We start from the raw sequence: 17394 nt of genomic DNA on the forward strand, positions 1-17394 counted from the left end.
GCGGTTGCTCCTTGTGAGCCAGCCTTGTCGTCCTACCGATGAGCTCGGGACCGATATGGCTTTTCGAATCATGCGAACCCATTCTTGAGTACCGTACGTGATTCACCTCTTACTCTATATCACGTACGGCACTCATCCGCAGCAACCACGAGAATCTATGGAGCTTTCGAAGCGCTACTGGCCCAGGTCCTGCAGGGCGTACACATCGATCGAGGACTTTCTCATGGCGGCGATGGCCTGCACCAGCGCCGTCGCGCCCGAGAGCGCCGTCACGCAGCTGATGCCACGGTTGACGGCCTCGCCGCGCAGGACGGAGCCATCCCCGCGCGAGGTGTGGCCGTGCGGCGTGTTGATGATGAAGGCGATGCTGCCCTGCGCCATCTCGTCCACCACGTTGGGATGACCCTCGCTCACGCGCTTGATGACCTCGCAGTCGATGCCGGCGGCACGCAGTGTCTTGGCCGTCCCGCTCGTGGCGATAAGGTCATAGCCCATGTTCGTCAGTGAGAGGGCCACCGGTGCGATGGCGCGCTTGTCGCGGTCGCACACGCTCACGAACACCTTGCCCGTCGAGGGCTGCTCGTAGTCGATGGCCTCGCGCGTCTTGGCATAGGCGAGGGGAAAGTTGATGTCGATGCCCATGACCTCGCCCGTGGACTTCATCTCGGGCCCCAGCGTGGTGTCGGCCCCCGGGAAGCGCGCCCATGGCATCACGGCCTCCTTGACGGCAAAGCGACCCGTCACGTGCCCCTCGCCCACGAGCGCCCCCTTCACAAGGAGCTGGGCGATGGTCTCCCCCGCCATGATGCGCGCCGCGGCTTTGGCGAGTGCCTGGCCCGTGGCCTTCGAGGAGAAGGGCACCGTGCGGCTGGCACGGGGGTTCATCTCGATGACGAGCACCTGCTCGTCCTTGACGGCGTACTGGATGTTGAGGAGCCCCCGCACGCCCACGGCCAGGGCCAGGGCGCGAGTCGTCTCGCGGATGCGCCCCACGAGGGTGTCGGAGAGCGAGAAGGGCGGGTAGCAGCAGGCGGAGTCACCGGAGTGGATGCCGCACTCTTCGATGTGCTCGAGGATGGAGCCCACGTAACACTGCTCGCCGTCCGCCAGGGCATCGACGTCGAGCTCGACGGCGTCCTCCAGGAAGGCGTCGAGGTAGACGGGGTGGTCGGGTGAGACCTGCGTCGCCTCGGCCATGTAGGTGGCGAGGTCGTCGTCGTTGTAGACGATGGCCATGCCGCGGCCACCCAGCACGTAGCTGGGCCGCACGAGCAGCGGGTAGCCGATGGTGCGGGCGACCCTGCGGGCCTCCTCGAGCGTCTCAGCCGTGGAGCTGGGCGGATAGGCGATCTCCAGGCGGTCGAGCAGGTCGCTGAAACGGTCGCGGTCCTCCGCGAGGTCGATGGCGTCGGGCTGGGTGCCCATGATGGGCACGCCCGCGGCCTTGAGGCGGCTTGCCAGGTTGATGGGGGTCTGGCCGCCCAGCGTCACGATGACGCCCTGGGGCCGCTCTGCCTCGATGACGTCCATGACGTCCTCGAAGGTGAGCGGCTCGAAGTAGAGACGGTCCGAGGTGTCGTAGTCGGTGGAGACGGTCTCGGGGTTGCAGTTGACCATGACCGTCTCGAAGCCCCTTTCGGAGAGCGCCATGGCCGCGTGCACGCAGCAGTAGTCGAACTCGATGCCCTGACCGATGCGGTTGGGGCCGGCGGAGAGGATCACCACGCGGGGGCGCTCGGCACCATGGTGCTCGCTGATGCCGCCCGCCTCATAGGTGAGGTAGTGGTAGTTCGTGCGCGAGGCGAACTCGCCCGCGCAGGTGTCCACCGTCTTGACGACGGGGTGCACGCCCAGCACCGTGCGCAGCGCACGGATGGTATCCTCGCGCTCGCCCGTGAGCTGGGCGATCTGCACGTCGGAGAAGCCCATCTCCTTGGCAGCGAGCAGGCGCTCGGCCGTGAGACCGGCCACGCCGCCCTCGGCGAGGGAGCACTCCGCCACCACTATGTCTTTGATGCGGCACAGGAACCACGGATCGATGTGCGTGAGCTCGTGCACGCGCTCCACCGTCCAGCGGCGGCGTAGCGCCTCGGCCACGTAGAAGACGCGTTCGGGCGTGGGGCGGCTCACGCGGTCCTGGAAGGCGTCCTCGTCCATGGAGGCAAAGTCCTCGCTGCCATCGGCCACAAGGCCCATGTTCCCCTGCTCGAGCGAGCGGCAGGCCTTCTGCAGGGCCTCCTCGAAGGTGGAGCCGATGGCCATGACCTCGCCCACGGCCTTCATGCGCGTGGTGAGCGTCTCGCTCGCGCCCTTGAACTTCTCGAAGGCGAAGCGTGGGATCTTGACCACGCAGTAGTCGATGGAGGGCTCGAAGCAGGCTGGCGTGGCCCCCGTGATGTCATTGGGGATCTCGTCGAGGGTGTAGCCCACCGAGAGCAGGGCCGCCATCTTGGCGATGGGAAAGCCGGTGGCCTTGGAGGCCAGGGCCGAGGAGCGGCTCACGCGAGGGTTCATCTCGATGACGAGTACGCGGCCGTCCTGGGGGTTGACGGCGAACTGCACGTTGGAGCCGCCGCAGGCGACACCCACGCGCTCGAGCACGGCCAGCGAGTAATCCCTCAGGCGCTGCAGCTCGAAGTCGTTGAGCGTCTGGCAGGGCGCCACGGTGATGGAGTCGCCGGTGTGGACGCCCATGGGGTCGAGGTTCTCGATGGAGCACACGACGATGCCGTTGCCGGCGGCGTCGCGCATGACCTCCATCTCGATCTCCTTCCAGCCCTCCACGGACTGCTCCACCAGCACCTCATTGTTGGCGGAGAGCTCCAGACCCTCACGGGCGATGCGCATGAGCTCCGCCTCGTCGTGTGCCATGCCGCCACCGGCACCGCCCAGGGTGAAGGCGGGTCGCACGACCACGGGGTAGCCCAGCTCGTCGGCCACATGGCGGCACTCGTCAAGCGAGCGGGCGATGCCCGAGTGGGCCACCTCGAGACCGATGTCAGCCATGGCCTGGGCAAAGAGCTCGCGGTCCTCGCCCACCTCGATGGAGTCGATGTCGCAACCGATGACCTCCACCCCATAGCGCTCGAGCACACCGGCCTTGGCCAACGCAACGGCACAGTTGAGGGCCGTCTGGCCGCCCATGTTGGGCAGGAGGGCGTCGGGCCGCTCGCGCTCGATGACCTTGGCCACGGCCCTCACCGTGATGGGCTCTATGTAGGTGCGGTCGGCCGTCTCAGGGTCGGTCATGATGGTGGCGGGGTTGGAGTTGACGAGCACCACCTCGAATCCCTCGTTGCGCAGGGCCTTGCAGGCCTGGGTGCCGGAGTAGTCGAACTCGCAGGCCTGGCCGATGACGATGGGACCCGAGCCGATGATCAGGATCTTGTGGATGTCCGTCCTCTTGGGCATTACTGAGCCCTCCCCTCGCGCACGTCGATGGCAAGATAGTCGTCGCGTCCCTCCATGAGGCGACAGAACGCCTCGAAGGCGTAGCTCGCGTCATTGGGGCCGGGCTTGGCCTCGGGGTGGTACTGCATGGAGAAGGCCGGGACGTCCAGGAACTGCAGGCCCTCGGGCGTGCCGTCGTTGAGGTTGACGTGCGTGAGGCGGATGCGTCCGTAGCGCTCGTTCATGACGACGGGGGCGATGTGACGTCGGCTCCAGAGGCGCAGGTCACCAACGTGCTCGGAGATGCCGCCGGAGAGTTCGGGCACGAGCGGGCCCAGCGTGGGGAACACCGGGCCATAGTTGTGGTTCTGCGCCGTGATCTCCACCAGGCCGGTCAGCAGGTTCATCACGGGCTCGTTGCCACCATGGTGGCCATAGGACAGCTTCTCGATGGCGCCACCCGCCGCGATGGTGAGGAGCTGGTTGCCCAGGCAGATGCCAAACACGGGGAGCGTACCCAAGACCTGGCGCACCGCCTCGGCCGTCGTGCCCACCGTCTGCGGGTCGCCCGGGCCGTTGGAGAAGAAGATGCCATCCGGCTTGAGGGCGAGCGCCTCGTCTGCCGGCGTGTCCCAGGGGACGACGGTCACCGCACAGCCCGCGACGGCCAGGCGCTTCGTGATACCGCGCTTCTCGCCACAGTCGAAGGCCACGACGTGACTGCGCTCGCGTCCCGTAGCCGGCAGCCGGTAGCGCTTCGTGGTGGAGACGTCTGCCACGTAGTTGTGGTCGGCGATGGAGGGACTCTCGCGCACACGTGCGACAAGGTGCCCGGGATCGAGGTCTCGCGTGGAGATGGCCGCCCGCATGGCACCACCCTCGCGGATGCGCAGCGTGAGGGCGCGTGTGTCGACGCCCTCGATGGCAACGACACCGTACGCGCTCAGATAGTCCGGGAAGCTCTGGACGCACTGCCAGTTGCTGGGCGCAAAGCACATGTCGTGCACCACGATGCCCCTGAGCGCCAGGGTGTCGGCCTGCATGTCCACCGCATTGACGCCGTAGTTGCCCACCTGCGGATAGGTGAAGGTCACGATCTGCCCCGCATAGCTGGGGTCAGTCGCTATCTCCTGGTAGCCCACCATGGAGGTGTTGAAGACGATCTCACCAAAGGTCTCGCCCTCGGCACCGCAGGACCTTCCCGCAAAGACCGTGCCGTCATCGAGCGCCAACAGCGCCTTCGGAAGACGATCCGCACCGGCCAACAGGTTCATGCGCGCTCCTATCTTCTAGTTGTTCCCTTCCCGTATCAGCAGCCTTCAAAAAAGAGGCCCTCTCCCCTGGAGTGGACGCCTCTTCTCTCGACAGCAAGCTGCCTATGGATTCCCCTTTGGTATCCTGTACCGAAAGGTCATCCCGATTCTATCTGACGCGATGGCCCTGCCCCTGAGGCCGCACGTCCTTTTATGAAATGGACACACCTTCGCAGGGGGATGGGCACGTTATGCTGTCGCATGGTCAGGCTACACTGGACGCAAACGACCAACGACCGAGGAGCGGCCATGCCAACCATCGAGTGCCCGCACTGCCACAAGACCTTCGAGCTGGAAAGCTCCGACTACCAGGACATCCTCGCACAGGTGCGCACCAGCGAGTTCGAGCGCGAGATCCATGAGCGCGGCAGGCTCATGGAGCAGGAGAAGCGCTCGGCGCTGGCCGAGGCCCAGGCAACGGCAGAGGCCAGGCTCTCCCAGGCCCTCTCGGAGCGCGACCTCGAGCTTGAGCGGCTCAAGGCGGAGATCGAGCGTCAGAGGCAGCAGCTCGAGAGCGAGCACGCCCAGGCACAGAGTCGCCAGGACGCAGCCGTCGCCCAAGCCCGTGGCGAGCTGGGCGAGCGCATCGCGCAGCTCGCGGGGGCGGTGGAGGCAGGCAAGAGCGAGCGGGAGCTGGCCGTGGCCCAGGCAACCGATGAGCTCAAGGAGCGGATCGCCCAGCTCACCAGCCAGGTGGACCGCGAGAGGAGCGAGCGCAAGGCGCTTGAAGCCCAATGGAGCGAGCGGCTTGCGGACGCCCGGCATGCCAGCGAGGAGCTCGTGCGCCACAAGGACGAGGAGATCGAGAGTCTCAAGGACTATCGCATCCGCCTCACCACCAAGATGACAGGCGAGTCCCTGGAGCAGCACTGTGCCCAGGAGTTCGACCGGTGGCGCTCGCTCAACCCCCAGGAGCTCCGCAACGTGAGCTTCGAGAAGGACAACGAGGCCGTGGGCGGCACCAAGGGCGACTTCATCTACCGCGAGACCGCAGACGATGGCACGGAGCTGGTCTCCATCATGTTCGAGATGAAGAACGAGGAGCTCTCCTCCACCAACCGCAGGACCAACGAGTCACACCTCGCCAAGCTCGACCAGGACCGCACGAAGAAGCGCTGCGAGTACGCCGTCCTCGTCTCCATGCTGGAGCTGGACAGCGAGACGTACAACCAGGGCATCGTGGACGTGTCGTGGCGCTACCCCAAGATGTACGTCATCCGCCCGCAGTTCTTCCTCGTCATCATCACGCTGCTGCGCAACGCTGCCTACAAGTCGCTAGGCTACAGGCGCCAGATCGAGGAGATGCGCCAGGAGCAGATCGACATCACCAACTTCGAGGAGGCGTTGGGGGACTTCAAGGGCAAGTTCGGCCGCAACGTGGAGCTTGCCAACAGAAGGTTCGTGACTGCCATCGACGAGATCGACAAGGCCATCTCGCATCTGCAGAAGGTCAAGGAGAACCTGCTGAGCTCCCAGAACAACCTGCGCCTGGCCGATGACAAGGCCCAGAAGCTCTCCATCAGGCGCCTCACCAGGAAGAGCCCCCTGCTCGCCGAGCGCTTCAAGGAGCTTGGGGACACGAGCGACACGTAGGCACCGCGCCAGACGGGAAGAAAGCCCCGCCCCCGCGCAAGGCGTCATGCGGGGGCGGGGCTCGTAAGGTATGAGGTCTCGCAGGGGCTGGGGCGGGCTTGGGACGTCAGGCCCAGATCCCGTGAGTGCCCCTGCTAGCAGACGCCCTGGGCCATCATGGCGTCGGCGACCTTGAGGAAGCCGGCGATGTTGGCACCGAAGACGAGGTCACCCTCGTGGCCGTACTCCTTGGCCGCACCGGCAGCCGCGGCATAGATGGCGTCCATGATGCCCTTGAGCTTGTCGTCCACGTCCTCGAAGGTCCAGGAGAGGTGCTCGTGGTTCTGGCTCATCTCGAGGCCCGAGACCGCGACGCCACCGGCGTTGGCAGCCTTGCCCGGCGCGAAGTAGACGCCATTGTCCTTGAGGTACTGCGTGGCATCGAGCGTGGTGGGCATGTTAGCGCCCTCGACCACGTAGCGGCAGCCGCCTGCGACGAGCGCCTTGGCCTCCTCGAGGGGCAGCTCGTTCTGGGTGGCGCAGGGCAGCGCGATGTCGCACGCCTCGCCCCAGGGACGCGCGCCCTCGTGGTAGACGGCGCCCGGGCGCGCCTCCACGTACTCCTTGATGCGGCCGCGCCTCACCTGCTTGATGTCGATGAGGGTGTCGAAGTCGATGCCGTCGGGATCATAGACGTAGCCGTTGGAGTCGGACACGGTGACGACCTTGGCGCCGAGCTGTTCGGCCTTCTGCACGGCGTACTGAGCGACGTTGCCGGAGCCTGAGACCACAACGGTCTTGCCCTCGATGGACTCGCCCTTGTCCTCGAGCATGTCGAGCAGGAAGTAGACCGCACCGTAGCCCGTGGCCTCGGTACGTGCAAGCGAGCCGCCATAGGCGAGTCCCTTGCCGGTGAGCACGGAGGCCCAGGTGTCGGTGAGACGCTTGTACTGGCCAAACAGGTAGCCGATCTCACGGGCACCGGTACCGATGTCACCGGCGGGGACGTCGGTGTCAGGGCCGATGTGGCGCGCAAGCTCGGTCATGAACGACTGGCAGAAGCGCATGACCTCACCGTCCGACTTGCCCTTAGGATCGAAGTCGGAGCCACCCTTGCCGCCGCCCATGGGGAGGGTGGTGAGGGAATTCTTGAAGATCTGCTCGAAGCCTAGGAACTTGAGGATGCCCAGGTTGACAGAGGGATGCAGGCGCAGGCCGCCCTTGTAGGGTCCGATGGCCGAGTTGAACTGCACGCGATAGCCACGGTTGACCTGCACCTTGCCGGCATCATCCACCCAGGGCACACGGAAGATGACGATGCGCTCGGGCTCCACGAGGCGCTCGAGGAGGCCGGCCCTCTCGAACTCGGGGTGGGCGTCCAAGGCGGGCTGCAGGGTGGTGAGCACCTCCTCGGCCGCCTGGATGAACTCGGGCTGATCGGCGTAGCGGTCCTTGAGCCCCGCGATGACCCTCTCGGAATAGTTCATTGGATCTCCTCTCACAATGCCTTTTCCGCGTGACGGCGCACGTCCATCGTGCTGCCCCGTCTACCCTGTAGAGAATAGTGAACCGCCCCCGTTGCCATCCGACTTCCTCGTGCGGGAAACAAACTGTATACGCGCTCGCAAGCCACGCGGAACATGGCCGTGCGCTAGAGCGCGTATTCGTACACCCTCAGCTTCGTGCCGCCGATGTCGTCGTACGGGACGTGGCACGTGCCGGCACAGCGAAAGCCAAAGCTCTCGTACAGCCAGCTTGCAGCCAGGTTATGCGGCATGACGTCAAGATGGATCGCACGCTTGCCCCACCTTTGGGCGATGCGCACCGCCTCGTCGAGCATGCGCCGGGCGATGCCCTGCCGCTGCAGGGAGGGGTCGACCGCCAGCAGGTGCAGGACGCCCACCTCATCGGCAGGGACGTCCCTCTCCCACGTGACGGGCGCGTAGGCCTCGTCATCATGGCGCTCGAGCAGCATGGACGACACGACGCGCCCGTCCAGCGTCCCCACGAAGAGGGTGCCCTCCGAGAGGGCCGCAGCGAAGTCAGCCTCGCTCGGATAGACGCCCATGTGCCACTCGGCGCTGTAGGTACTGGTCCTTTGCGCGTCACAGACTGCGGCATAGAGCTGCCAGATGGCGGCAAGGTCATGGGTGGTTGCCGGACGGACCTCGTCAATCATGGGTGCCTCCTCGGTAGCGCGACGTGGGCGACACATGGGGGCCATGGCCTCGTCAGGCCATGGCCCCCGCAAGCGTCATGGAGCGGCGAACGGGACTCGAACCCGCAACAACCAGCTTGGAAGGCTGGGGCTCTACCAATTGAACTATCGCCGCACGTGGTCGGGGTGACTGGATTCGAACCAGCGACCCTCTGCTCCCAAAGCAGATGCGCTACCAAGCTGCGCTACACCCCGGAGCCGCTCCCAAAGTATAGGGGAGCTCACTGGTGAGGGCAATAACCCTTCGAAAAACGCTCACCGACCGTGTCACTAGAGCCTCTCGCAAGAGGATCGCGTGGAGGGGCGCCCCCGAGGACGTCTGACCTTGGCTTCTGGCATGGACACACGTAATCGGGTCGCGAGCAGATCCCATCGCAAGGCGGTAACCATCGTCGCTCGCAAGCTCTGCCACGCCATATTCGTTGTAATGCGCGACCAAAGGCCATACGACTCAGATCGCGCACGATCGCGGCTTTTCGTCCCCAAGTAATTATGTTGCCTAATTATGTCTCCGTTATAAAGTAATGGCGTTTAGCTCGTTGTAGTGTCCTGGAGCATCATTCAGCTCGCATAGCGTAGTCGAGCGCTGGATGAGTCCCTCTCATCGACCTTGTGCTCCCGGCAGCATCCGAAGCCGCGGGGGCGGTATGCTCGTGCTTAAGTCCAAATTGTGCGCTCATTCCGCCTGTGATATCTCTACAACCATCTATAGAGGCTTGCTCTATCCATGAGGGCTTGTAGTTTGAGGAGGTCACGGAATGGAGAAGGAAAAATACGGCTTGCTCACGAACGAGGAGATTGACGAGATTTCTCTTGGCGGCATAGAGGAGGAGCCCGTCAGCGAGGCCTCCGCCGCGCAGTTTGCTGCGGGCGCCGCTGCAGGGGCCGCCGCGCTTGCGGCATGCGAGCCAGCATATTAGTCATGCATCCGAGCATCCACAGAAATAGGGGGGCCGTCCTCCGCGTCAAAGCGGGGGGCGGCACTATCTGAGATAGCGAGCAAAATGAGCGAAGCAGGCGTGTCCAACAGCTGCGTGTATTACGCCAATGAGGGCGGGGGCTACACTGTATTTGTAAAGAAGACTAAAAAATCGTACATTATTGATAACACGCAGTTTGAGTTCTTGTTGAGGTTTTTCCAACAAGAAGAGGACGTAGGACCTTATTCATCGGAGGAACTTGCATTGCTCAACCAAGCCACTGCTCCTGGAATATTACCTAACTCTAGTCCAGAGGAAATGCCAACAGGTTATAGATTATATGAATGTGATCGCTTCCTAGAGAATAAATTGGCAACAAAAATTATTCGCTTCGCCGTAACATTCCTTAGGATACCATTTCTTGCATTATCATTAGCAAGGGCATGGATATTAGCGCTGATTTCAGATAGAGTATATGTATTAGGCGATACATGGAATTCATTGTCTGCATTTGTACTTTGCTTTCTGATTGGTATATCGATATTCAGTTCTATCCATGAACTATGCCATGCATTAATTGCCCGTTATCATGGAGCACATATTCCGGAAATAAGTGTGCAGGCGTCTAACGGCAGAGCACCCTTTCGCACATATGTTATTGGAATGGCCAGAAAAAGTTTAGGTGCAAAAATAGAATACTACGCTGGTGGTATTAATGCGCATTGCTTGTTGGCAGGAATTAGTCTGCTGCTGTGGTTAATTTCCTTGCAAACCGCTTTTTTATCTTTCTTCTGTGTCAATATATTTCTTGGCTCAGTCAACACAATGGCTGTTTCTCCCCTTACGGATGGATACAAAATAGCAAACTGTATATCCGTGAAAACAAAATCTAAAGTATCAAGTACTCGAAGATGTTTGCATATGCGAATTGCTGTTTCCTGTTGCTCTATTGTCCTATTTGTATTAGGAGTGGGATATGTTTTCAGCTCGGTACGATTCTAGATGCGTCATTATCTTGCAAACATCAGTCGTTCGCTTTCAAACAGGCGTTCGAGGACGAAGATGCCAGCGACAGCATAAACGAAATTACTGATGATACAGGTAATCAGGGTTGCGATGTTGAACTCAAAGGACAGAATACAGATCATCGCCTCGACGCCGTTGTACAGGGGGATAAGATAGTATCCTAGCGCCTGCTGCGGCTCTCCTCCGGCCATGCCGAGTAAGCCGATGCCCATAACCAGAACCATCGCCGGTGCCAGGTACGTCTGCGCCTCTTTGGTGGTTTTCGCAAACGCCGATATGATCATAATCATGACTACGATGAGCACGGTGAGCGACAGCACTACGAGGGCGGTCAGCCCATACTCAGCAGAGCCATACACGCCAAAGTTAGCGCTTCTTTGCATAATAGTAGGGAAGCTGGCGAATATCCCTATCGCACTCGAAATCGCTATGGTCAAACCTATCAAGGAACAGGCGAGCGACTTCCCCCAAGCAATGTGTCTACGTTTGATCGGGGTGGCGAGAAGCGTGGCCAGAGTGCCCCTTTCCTTCTCGCCGGAGATTGCCTCTGTCGTCACGGACATGCATGAGCTGAACACCAGAATGAGAAGCATGAACGGTATGAGAGACACCGACATGAACCCCGTCTTGTCGCGCGGTGTTGCAAGGTCATAGCTGTCCTCGCCAGCGTTCACGTCGAAGCAGTTCACCATAGATGACTCGAACGCATCAAGGAATGTCTTCGTCGCCTCGAATGCCTTGAGGGATTTTGAATCGTCCGAGTTGTAGAACACATTGACCTGCGGAACGCCTCCAGTGGTTTCGTACAGGCGGAAGGAGGATATCTGGTCATCGAAATCATTGGGAAAGACAACCAGCGCGTCGTAATCTCCCTCTTGTATCCGCTTATGCATATCATCACGACTGGGCAGCGAATCCAAAGTTATCAGCGCTATCTGTCTCGGGTTTGCCGCCAACCTGACACTTTCCGGCAGGTTCATAACCGCAAGTTTCACCGGCTCACCGTCATCCTTGGGTTTGTTTATGATGTTACCCATGATCGTCCACATGCTGAAGATCAGGACTCCGGGCAGAACTACAGCGAGGACGGCCGACACTTTGCCGTTGATGAACCGGGCGATCTCCTTCTTGAAAATCAGAAACGTACTTCTCATTGTTGAGCCACCTGCCGCCCATCTCGATGATCGTAGAGCCCGAAAAAGACCGATTCCAGGGACTCCGAGGCCGTCATTTCGGCAAGAGGGCCACATTGCGCCATCTTACCGTCGATGATGATTCCGATTCTGTCACAAACGCGCTCGGCCAGTTCGAATATGTGGGTTGACAGCAATATTGTTTTCCCTCTCTCTTTGAGTTCGAGGAGGAAATCGGTAACCACTCTGGCGGCAATCAAATCAAGCCCATTTGTTGGCTCGTCAAAGATGATGACTTCAGGGTCACTCGCAATCGAGATGACAAGTGACGCTTTCTGCTTCATGCCCGTCGACAAGTCGGCTATCTTCGTCTGCGCGAAGCTCCCAATCCCGAACCTGGAGAACAGCTCCTCCTTGCGCCTGTTCCGGATTACGGAGTCTATGTCATGCAAATCGGAGAAGAAGTCGAAGAGGTAATCAGGGGTAAAGACCTCCTCGAGCCTAAGCTCGCTTGTCAGGAACCCTATCCTCTTTCGCACCTCAACTGGGCTGGCTACCACCGATCTACCACAGACCCGCACATCGCCCGAATCCGGCTTAATGAGGGTCGCCAGTATCCTCAGCGTCGTGGTTTTGCCGGCGCCATTTGGGCCGAGCAGGCCGAATATCTCCCCCCTGTCAACCGAGAAGGAGAGATCCTCGACAGCGATCTTCCTTCTCGACTGCACACCCAGCTCTCTGCGCTGCTTCCTGGAAAGTGGGTAGCTCTTCTTCAGCTCTGACACCTGTATCGGGTCTTGCATACCTCATACCCCTCTCTTGCTCTTCCCATCGGCACAACGGCTGCAGCAAAGTTCAGCAAGTCTCCTCACATGAAACACCTCTTGTACATGTTCTCCGCTTTCACGTCTCTCGGGTTAAAATCAGCCACAATTACTCCTTCGTCGAGGAAGATGACCCTATCGGCAACCTCGTCAATGAAATCGAGGATGTGACTCGAGATCAGGACAGTACATCCCCGCTGCTTCGCGCGCAAAACGTGCTCCTTGAGGGAGATGGTGGTCATTATATCTATGGCGTTGAGAGGCTCGTCAAGGAGGATGAGCCTGGGATTGCCCGCGAAGGCGCATGCTATGGATACGCGTTTGGCCATACCTTGGGAAAGTCTACTAATCTTGGTATCGGCAAAATGGCCACAGCCGAAGCTCTTCAGATGCCCATCTATCTCGCCTGCCGAAAGCCCGAGATCGCGCATCCCGGAGTCAAACGCGCAGAACTCACGCGGGGTAAAGGACGGGAAGCAGAAGGGCTCCTCGGGAAGATATCCGATGGTGCCCCTCTCGATATCCTGGAGGTTCGCGCCGTCCAGTACCCACGACCCTGCATAGTGCTCGACGGTTCCGGCGATGATACCGAACAGAGTAGACTTGCCCGCACCGTTCGGGCCAACAATGCCACAGACCTCACCGTCGGCTGCCCCGAAATCGACAGGCCCTACGCCCATCCCACCTGCATAGTGTTTGACGACCTGTTCCAACTGTATCATCTGTATCTCCAGATGCGTATAGTGACGATAGTTCCGTAGACAAGGGGGATCACTGAGATAGCGGGTAGGAGCCCAAAGAGGAACGTCCACAGCGATGTCACGCGGTGCTGTACGAAAAACTCGCCCATCACAAAGGACCAGACAAAACCGTAAGCAAATGCTCCAAGGCATGCGGCGAGCATGGGAAGAATTTGGGAGGAAGAGGAGAGGGCGCATGACGTTATCGCCACAATGAGCAACAGGACACCGGCCATCAGCGCTTTCACACGAGCTGCCTCCCACGTAGCGACCCTGTAGAATCTCCTTGCCATTCTAAAAGCCCCATCATTTTCTGCCACAGAGAAGTCTGCGAGGAAGAAAGCGCAGATGACCTTGCATGCGGTATAGGTTGCAAAAGGGCTGGCAGAAACGAGCAACATGACAGTTAGAATAGGAACGCAAACAACAAGGGTACCCACGAGATCCGCTTTGCTCGTTTTTTTCAGAATGCCATAGGAAAGTGCCATGGACCTGCCCCTCAACGCAATAGCACGAAAGGGGCCCGACCGCTTCCGACAAGATGCCGATGCGCCTTTCGGGAAAAACAGTATCGACAGGCCCCCTAGGACAATCGCGATAAGGGCCAGCAGGGCGCAAGCGGAAAGCGCCGGATAACGGAGGACATAATTAGGCAACATAATTACTTGGGGACGAAAAGCCGCGATCGTGCGCGATCTGAGTCGTATGGCCTTTGGTCGCGCATTACAACGAATATGGCGTGGCAGAGCTTGCGAGCGACGATGGTTACCGCCTTGCGATGGGATCTGCTCGCGACCCGATTACGTGTGTCCATGCCAGAAGCCAAGGTCAGACGTCCTCGGGGGCGCCCCTCCACGCGATCCTCTTGCGAGAGGCTCTAGTGACACGGTCGGTGAGCGTTTTTCGAAGGGTTATTGCCCCCACCAGCGACCCTCTGCTCCCAAAGCAGATGCGCTACCAAGCTGCGCTACACCCCGGAGCCGCTCCCAGAGTATAAGATATCGAGACTCCGAGCACAACAACGCTCGCCGAGACGCATCAGCCGCCGCATCCCACAGAAGGGTGCACGGCAACCATACCCCCGTACCCCCACCACGTCCTTTCAGCGCATCCGTGTGTGGATGTTGAGTAGGAGCGCCGCAAGGAAGCACGCGAACGCGACCACATGGTCGGCCAGAAGCAGCGGATGACTGCCGAGCACCAGCAAAGTCGCCAGCGCCAGTACCGTGCTGACGCTGGCAAACACCAGGCACAGCACCGTCAGCAGGTGCAGCCTGCGCTCCCTATCCATCTCACTTTGCGGCAGCCTGCAGCGCAGCCTTCACTCCAGCGGCGGTCTTGAGGGCCATGACCTTCTCGGTGAGGGCGTCCGCCTCCTCCTTGGTCCACTGGCTGATGATGCGGCGCGTGCGCAGGATGGACGGCGCGCTCACGGAGAACTCGCCTAGGCCGAAGGACAGCAGCACGGGGATGAGCAGCGGGTCGGCCGCAGCCTCGCCGCACATGCCAACCATGATGCCGGCCTCGTTGCCCTCGGCGATGATGCGCTTGAGCGAGCGCAGGACGGCAGGCTGGTAGACCTCATACAGGTAGGCGACGCGCTCGTTGCCGCGGTCGGCGCACATGGTGTAGCCGATGAGGTCGTTGGTGCCGATGGAGAAGAAGTCGCACTCGGCTGCGAGGTCATCGGCGATGAGGGAGGCGGCGGGCGTCTCGACCATGGTGCCCACCTCTACGTCCTTGTTGTAGGCAACGCCGCGCGCATCGAGGTCGGCTTTGCACTCCTCGACGAGCGCCCGTGCCTGGCGAACCTCGTCGATGGAGGTCACGAGCGGCAGCATGATCTTGATGTCACCGAATGCGGAGGCGCGGAGCAGGGCCGTGAGCTGCACCTTGTACTGTTCGGGATTGTTGAGGCAGTAGCGCACCGCACGGAAGCCCATTAAGGGGTTATCCTCCTTCTGGAGGTTCATGTACGGAATCTCCTTGTCGCCACCCACGTCGAGCGTGCGGATGATGACCGGCTTGCCCTTCATGCGCAGAGCGACCTTCTGGTAGGCAGCAAACTGCTCGTCCTCGCTCGGGAGCTCGGTGGCATCCATGAAGAGGAACTCGGAGCGGAAGAGGCCCACGCCCTCGGCGTCATGCTCGGCGGCGCTGTTGGCATCGTCGGGGTTGCCGATGTTGGCAACCAGGAGCTTGGACTCACCATCGGCCGTCACCGTGGGCTTGCCGCGGTAGGACTCGAGGGCCGCCTTGTCGTCCGCGTAGGCCTTGGCTTTCGCACGATAGGACTCCAGCTCGTCCTTGGTGGGCTTGGCGATGACGTCGCCCGCGCCACCATCCACGATGACCATGTCGCCGGTCTTGATGTTCTTGGTGGCCTCCTCCACGGAGAGCACCGCGGGAATCTCGAGCGCGCGGGCGATGATGGCGGAGTGAGACGTGCGGCCACCGGTCTCGGTGACGATGCCGGCGACGTTCTTCTTGTCGATGTCAGCCGTCATGGAGGGGGTGAGCTCATGCACGACCACGATGGAGTTCTCTGGGAGCGTGGAGAGGTCCACCACCTGCTTGCCGAGGAGGTCGGCCAGAAGGCCGGTCTTGACGTCTGCCACGTCGGCGGCACGCTCGCGGAAGAGGGGGTCATCCATCTGGGAGAACATGGTACAGTACTGGTCGTAGGCCTCGCTCACGGCCTGCTCGGCGCACATGCCGGCGTCGATGGAGCCACTGACCATGTCCTTGATGCCCTCGTCCTCCGCAAACTCTATGTGAGCGCCCATGATGGCGGCGGCCTCCTCGCCGACGCTCTGCGTCATGCGCTCGATCTGGTTGTTGGTCTGGCTCACGAAGAGCTTGAGGGCGGCCTCGTAGCGGGCCTTCTCCTGCTCGGTATCCTCAGGGACGCTGGGGGTAAAGGAGAGGTCGGGAGCAACCGCCACCTGCGCCACACCGATACCGAAGCCGTCAGAAGCATTGACACCCTTGAACATAGAGCCCTCCTCAGAGACGCGCTGCCATTAACAAACCCAAGACGGCCACTCGGCCGCCACAAACACCCCGTCAGCTAGCCCTCGATGATCTTGCAGAGGTCCGCATAGACCTTGTCGATCATGGGACGCTTTGCGATGCCGTCGCTTGCCGCGGTGGCAGTGCCACAGGCGGAGGCAAAGCGCAGGGACGTCTCGTAGTCCGCACCCGCCTGGGTCTTGGCGACGAAGCCGGCAACCATGGAGTCACCGGCACCTGTGGCGTTGACCAGCTGAATCTTTGCCGTGGGAACGACGTGCACCTCTTCGTTCTCGTCATAGAGGAGCGAGCCGTGGCCGCCACAGGAGACGATGACGTTCTGTGCGCCGCGCTCGTGCAGCTCCTTGGCAAAGGGGATGCACTCCTCTGGAGTCTCAGGATGGACATCAAAGATGCGACCCACCTCGTGGTTGTTGGGCTTGATGAGGAAGGGATGGGCAGGCAGTGACTCCAGCAGGAGATTGCCTGGTGCGTCGACCACGAAGCGGGTGCCCCGACCGGCGAGGCGCTTCATGATGACGTCGTACATGTTCTCGGGCAGCGTCTTGGGGATGGAGCCCGTGAGCACGAGCGTATCTCCCTCACCCACGTAGTCGATGCGCTCCAGGAGCTCGTCGACCTTCTCCTGCGGGATATCGGGTCCCATGCCGTTGACCATGGTCATGACAATGCCGTTGAGCTTGATGTTGATGCGCGTGAAGCCCTCGTCCAGCTGGACGAAGTTGGCGGAGACGCCGTTCTGCTGGAGGGTCTTGATGAGATAGTCCCCCGTGAAGCCCGCAACGATGCCGTAGGCGGTGTTTGCGACCTTGAGCTCGTTGAGCAGCGTGGAGACATTGATGCCGTTGCCGCCACAGAAGAGCTGTTCACCCGAAGAGCGGTTGGTGAAGCCCATGTCCAGCGTCAGGGGACGCATGACGTAGTCGATGGCGGGATTCAGGGTGACGGTGTAGATCAACGTAGGCTCCTTTCAAAGCAACACGTAACCTACATTATGCCTTACGCAAGCCACTCAGGGCACCAAAAGCTTCCCGAATGGTGACGATGCTCCGACCACCGCGCCTTTGGACGGGAACAAAAAAGGCCTCCGTGCATGCGGAGGCCCTTTCGGCAGCTGGTGCTCCCTAGGCGACTCGAACGCCTGACCTGCGGTTTAGAAGACCGATGCTCTATCCACTGAGCTAAGGGAGCAGAACGGACATGATAGCACAGCGCACACCCATGC

At 61.0% G+C, this 17394-nt stretch carries 14 protein-coding genes and 3 tRNA genes; 3 read left to right on the forward strand and 14 right to left on the reverse strand.

The window, feature by feature from the left end; genetic code table 11:
- Positions 1-174 precede the first annotated feature (174 nt).
- Positions 175-3411 (reverse strand): carbamoyl-phosphate synthase large subunit, encoded by a 3237-nt coding sequence (gene carB / locus J2S71_RS11070; RefSeq protein ID WP_307391866.1) that lies wholly within the window; start codon positions 3409-3411, stop codon positions 175-177.
- Positions 3411-4664 (reverse strand): glutamine-hydrolyzing carbamoyl-phosphate synthase small subunit, encoded by a 1254-nt coding sequence (carA, locus tag J2S71_RS11075; protein ID WP_307391869.1) that lies wholly within the window; start codon positions 4662-4664, stop codon positions 3411-3413. Before carA ends, carB begins: the two co-directional genes overlap by 1 nt.
- Positions 4665-4952: 288 nt before the next feature.
- On the opposite strand from carA, the gene J2S71_RS11080 reads away from it, so the two are divergent.
- The gene (locus J2S71_RS11080; RefSeq protein WP_021726048.1) at positions 4953-6296 is read left to right on the forward strand and encodes a DUF2130 domain-containing protein; all 1344 of its coding nucleotides are present in this window, start codon (positions 4953-4955) and stop codon (positions 6294-6296) included.
- A 134-nt stretch (positions 6297-6430) separates the two neighbouring features.
- Here J2S71_RS11080 and gdhA read toward each other — a convergent pair whose 3' ends face one another.
- The 4 genes from gdhA to J2S71_RS11100 all read right to left on the reverse strand — a co-directional run bounded on the left by gdhA (position 6431) and on the right by J2S71_RS11100 (position 8688).
- Positions 6431-7762, reverse strand: a complete 1332-nt coding sequence (gene gdhA, locus J2S71_RS11085; RefSeq protein WP_021726254.1) for an NADP-specific glutamate dehydrogenase — start codon at positions 7760-7762, stop codon at positions 6431-6433.
- A gap of 164 nt (positions 7763-7926) precedes the next feature.
- A complete protein-coding gene (locus J2S71_RS11090; protein WP_021726186.1) occupies positions 7927-8454 on the reverse strand; it encodes a GNAT family N-acetyltransferase in 528 nt (175 codons plus the stop codon).
- A 78-nt stretch (positions 8455-8532) separates the two neighbouring features.
- A tRNA-Gly gene (locus J2S71_RS11095) sits at positions 8533-8608 on the reverse strand.
- Positions 8609-8611: 3 nt separating this feature from the next.
- Positions 8612-8688 (reverse strand) — tRNA-Pro (locus J2S71_RS11100).
- Between the two features lie 563 nt (positions 8689-9251).
- Here J2S71_RS11100 and J2S71_RS11105 point away from each other — a divergent pair.
- Together J2S71_RS11105 and J2S71_RS11110 are read left to right on the forward strand one after the other, a co-directional pair.
- Positions 9252-9413 (forward strand): hypothetical protein, encoded by a 162-nt coding sequence (locus tag J2S71_RS11105; RefSeq protein WP_307391875.1) that lies wholly within the window; start codon positions 9252-9254, stop codon positions 9411-9413.
- A gap of 84 nt (positions 9414-9497) precedes the next feature.
- Complete coding sequence (locus J2S71_RS11110; RefSeq protein WP_307391877.1) at positions 9498-10415, forward strand: zinc metalloprotease; 918 nt, start codon at positions 9498-9500, stop codon at positions 10413-10415.
- A gap of 8 nt (positions 10416-10423) precedes the next feature.
- Here the strand turns inward: J2S71_RS11110 and J2S71_RS11115 are convergent, their stop codons facing one another.
- From J2S71_RS11115 to J2S71_RS11150, 8 genes are all read right to left on the reverse strand, one after another.
- Positions 10424-11593: an ABC transporter permease gene (locus J2S71_RS11115; protein ID WP_307391880.1), complete on the reverse strand. Its 1170-nt coding sequence runs from the start codon at positions 11591-11593 to the stop codon at positions 10424-10426.
- Positions 11590-12375, reverse strand: coding sequence for an ABC transporter ATP-binding protein (locus J2S71_RS11120; protein WP_307391883.1), 786 nt, complete (start codon positions 12373-12375; stop codon positions 11590-11592). The genes J2S71_RS11115 and J2S71_RS11120 overlap by 4 nt, the downstream gene beginning before the upstream one ends.
- A 65-nt stretch (positions 12376-12440) precedes the next feature.
- Positions 12441-13118: an ABC transporter ATP-binding protein gene (locus J2S71_RS11125; RefSeq protein ID WP_307391886.1), complete on the reverse strand. Its 678-nt coding sequence runs from the start codon at positions 13116-13118 to the stop codon at positions 12441-12443.
- Positions 13115-13624: a hypothetical protein gene (locus tag J2S71_RS11130; protein WP_307391889.1), complete on the reverse strand. Its 510-nt coding sequence runs from the start codon at positions 13622-13624 to the stop codon at positions 13115-13117. The genes J2S71_RS11125 and J2S71_RS11130 overlap by 4 nt, the downstream gene beginning before the upstream one ends.
- A 614-nt stretch (positions 13625-14238) precedes the next feature.
- Positions 14239-14427, reverse strand: a complete 189-nt coding sequence (locus J2S71_RS11135; protein WP_307391892.1) for a hypothetical protein — start codon at positions 14425-14427, stop codon at positions 14239-14241.
- A 1-nt stretch (position 14428) separates the two neighbouring features.
- Entirely contained in the window at positions 14429-16132 is a 1704-nt protein-coding gene (ptsP, locus tag J2S71_RS11140; protein ID WP_307391895.1) for a phosphoenolpyruvate--protein phosphotransferase, read from the reverse strand.
- Between the two features lie 74 nt (positions 16133-16206).
- Positions 16207-17127, reverse strand: a complete 921-nt coding sequence (locus tag J2S71_RS11145) for a 1-phosphofructokinase family hexose kinase (RefSeq protein ID WP_307391898.1) — start codon at positions 17125-17127, stop codon at positions 16207-16209.
- 157 nt (positions 17128-17284) lie between these two features.
- Positions 17285-17360, reverse strand: a tRNA-Arg gene (locus J2S71_RS11150).
- Positions 17361-17394 lie beyond the last annotated feature (34 nt).

It is taken from the genome of Olsenella profusa DSM 13989 (genome assembly GCF_030811115.1).
GTDB lineage: Bacteria > Actinomycetota > Coriobacteriia > Coriobacteriales > Atopobiaceae > Olsenella_F > Olsenella_F profusa.

What these genes read in the sequence shown, in the direction of transcription:
- J2S71_RS11105 (WP_307391875.1), top strand. Translation starts at nt 9,252, where the DNA reads ATGGAGAAGGAAAAATACGGCTTGCTCACGAACGAGGAGATTGACGAG.
- carA (WP_307391869.1), bottom strand. Translation starts at nt 4,664, where the DNA reads ATGAACCTGTTGGCCGGTGCGGATCGTCTTCCGAAGGCGCTGTTGGCG.
- gdhA (WP_021726254.1), bottom strand. Translation starts at nt 7,762, where the DNA reads ATGAACTATTCCGAGAGGGTCATCGCGGGGCTCAAGGACCGCTACGCC.
- ptsP (WP_307391895.1), bottom strand. Translation starts at nt 16,132, where the DNA reads ATGTTCAAGGGTGTCAATGCTTCTGACGGCTTCGGTATCGGTGTGGCG.
- J2S71_RS11135 (WP_307391892.1), bottom strand. Translation starts at nt 14,427, where the DNA reads ATGGATAGGGAGCGCAGGCTGCACCTGCTGACGGTGCTGTGCCTGGTG.
- J2S71_RS11130 (WP_307391889.1), bottom strand. Translation starts at nt 13,624, where the DNA reads ATGGCACTTTCCTATGGCATTCTGAAAAAAACGAGCAAAGCGGATCTC.
- J2S71_RS11090 (WP_021726186.1), bottom strand. Translation starts at nt 8,454, where the DNA reads ATGATTGACGAGGTCCGTCCGGCAACCACCCATGACCTTGCCGCCATC.
- J2S71_RS11120 (WP_307391883.1), bottom strand. Translation starts at nt 12,375, where the DNA reads ATGCAAGACCCGATACAGGTGTCAGAGCTGAAGAAGAGCTACCCACTT.
- J2S71_RS11125 (WP_307391886.1), bottom strand. Translation starts at nt 13,118, where the DNA reads ATGATACAGTTGGAACAGGTCGTCAAACACTATGCAGGTGGGATGGGC.
- carB (WP_307391866.1), bottom strand. Translation starts at nt 3,411, where the DNA reads ATGCCCAAGAGGACGGACATCCACAAGATCCTGATCATCGGCTCGGGT.
- J2S71_RS11115 (WP_307391880.1), bottom strand. Translation starts at nt 11,593, where the DNA reads ATGAGAAGTACGTTTCTGATTTTCAAGAAGGAGATCGCCCGGTTCATC.
- J2S71_RS11080 (WP_021726048.1), top strand. Translation starts at nt 4,953, where the DNA reads ATGCCAACCATCGAGTGCCCGCACTGCCACAAGACCTTCGAGCTGGAA.
- J2S71_RS11110 (WP_307391877.1), top strand. Translation starts at nt 9,498, where the DNA reads ATGAGCGAAGCAGGCGTGTCCAACAGCTGCGTGTATTACGCCAATGAG.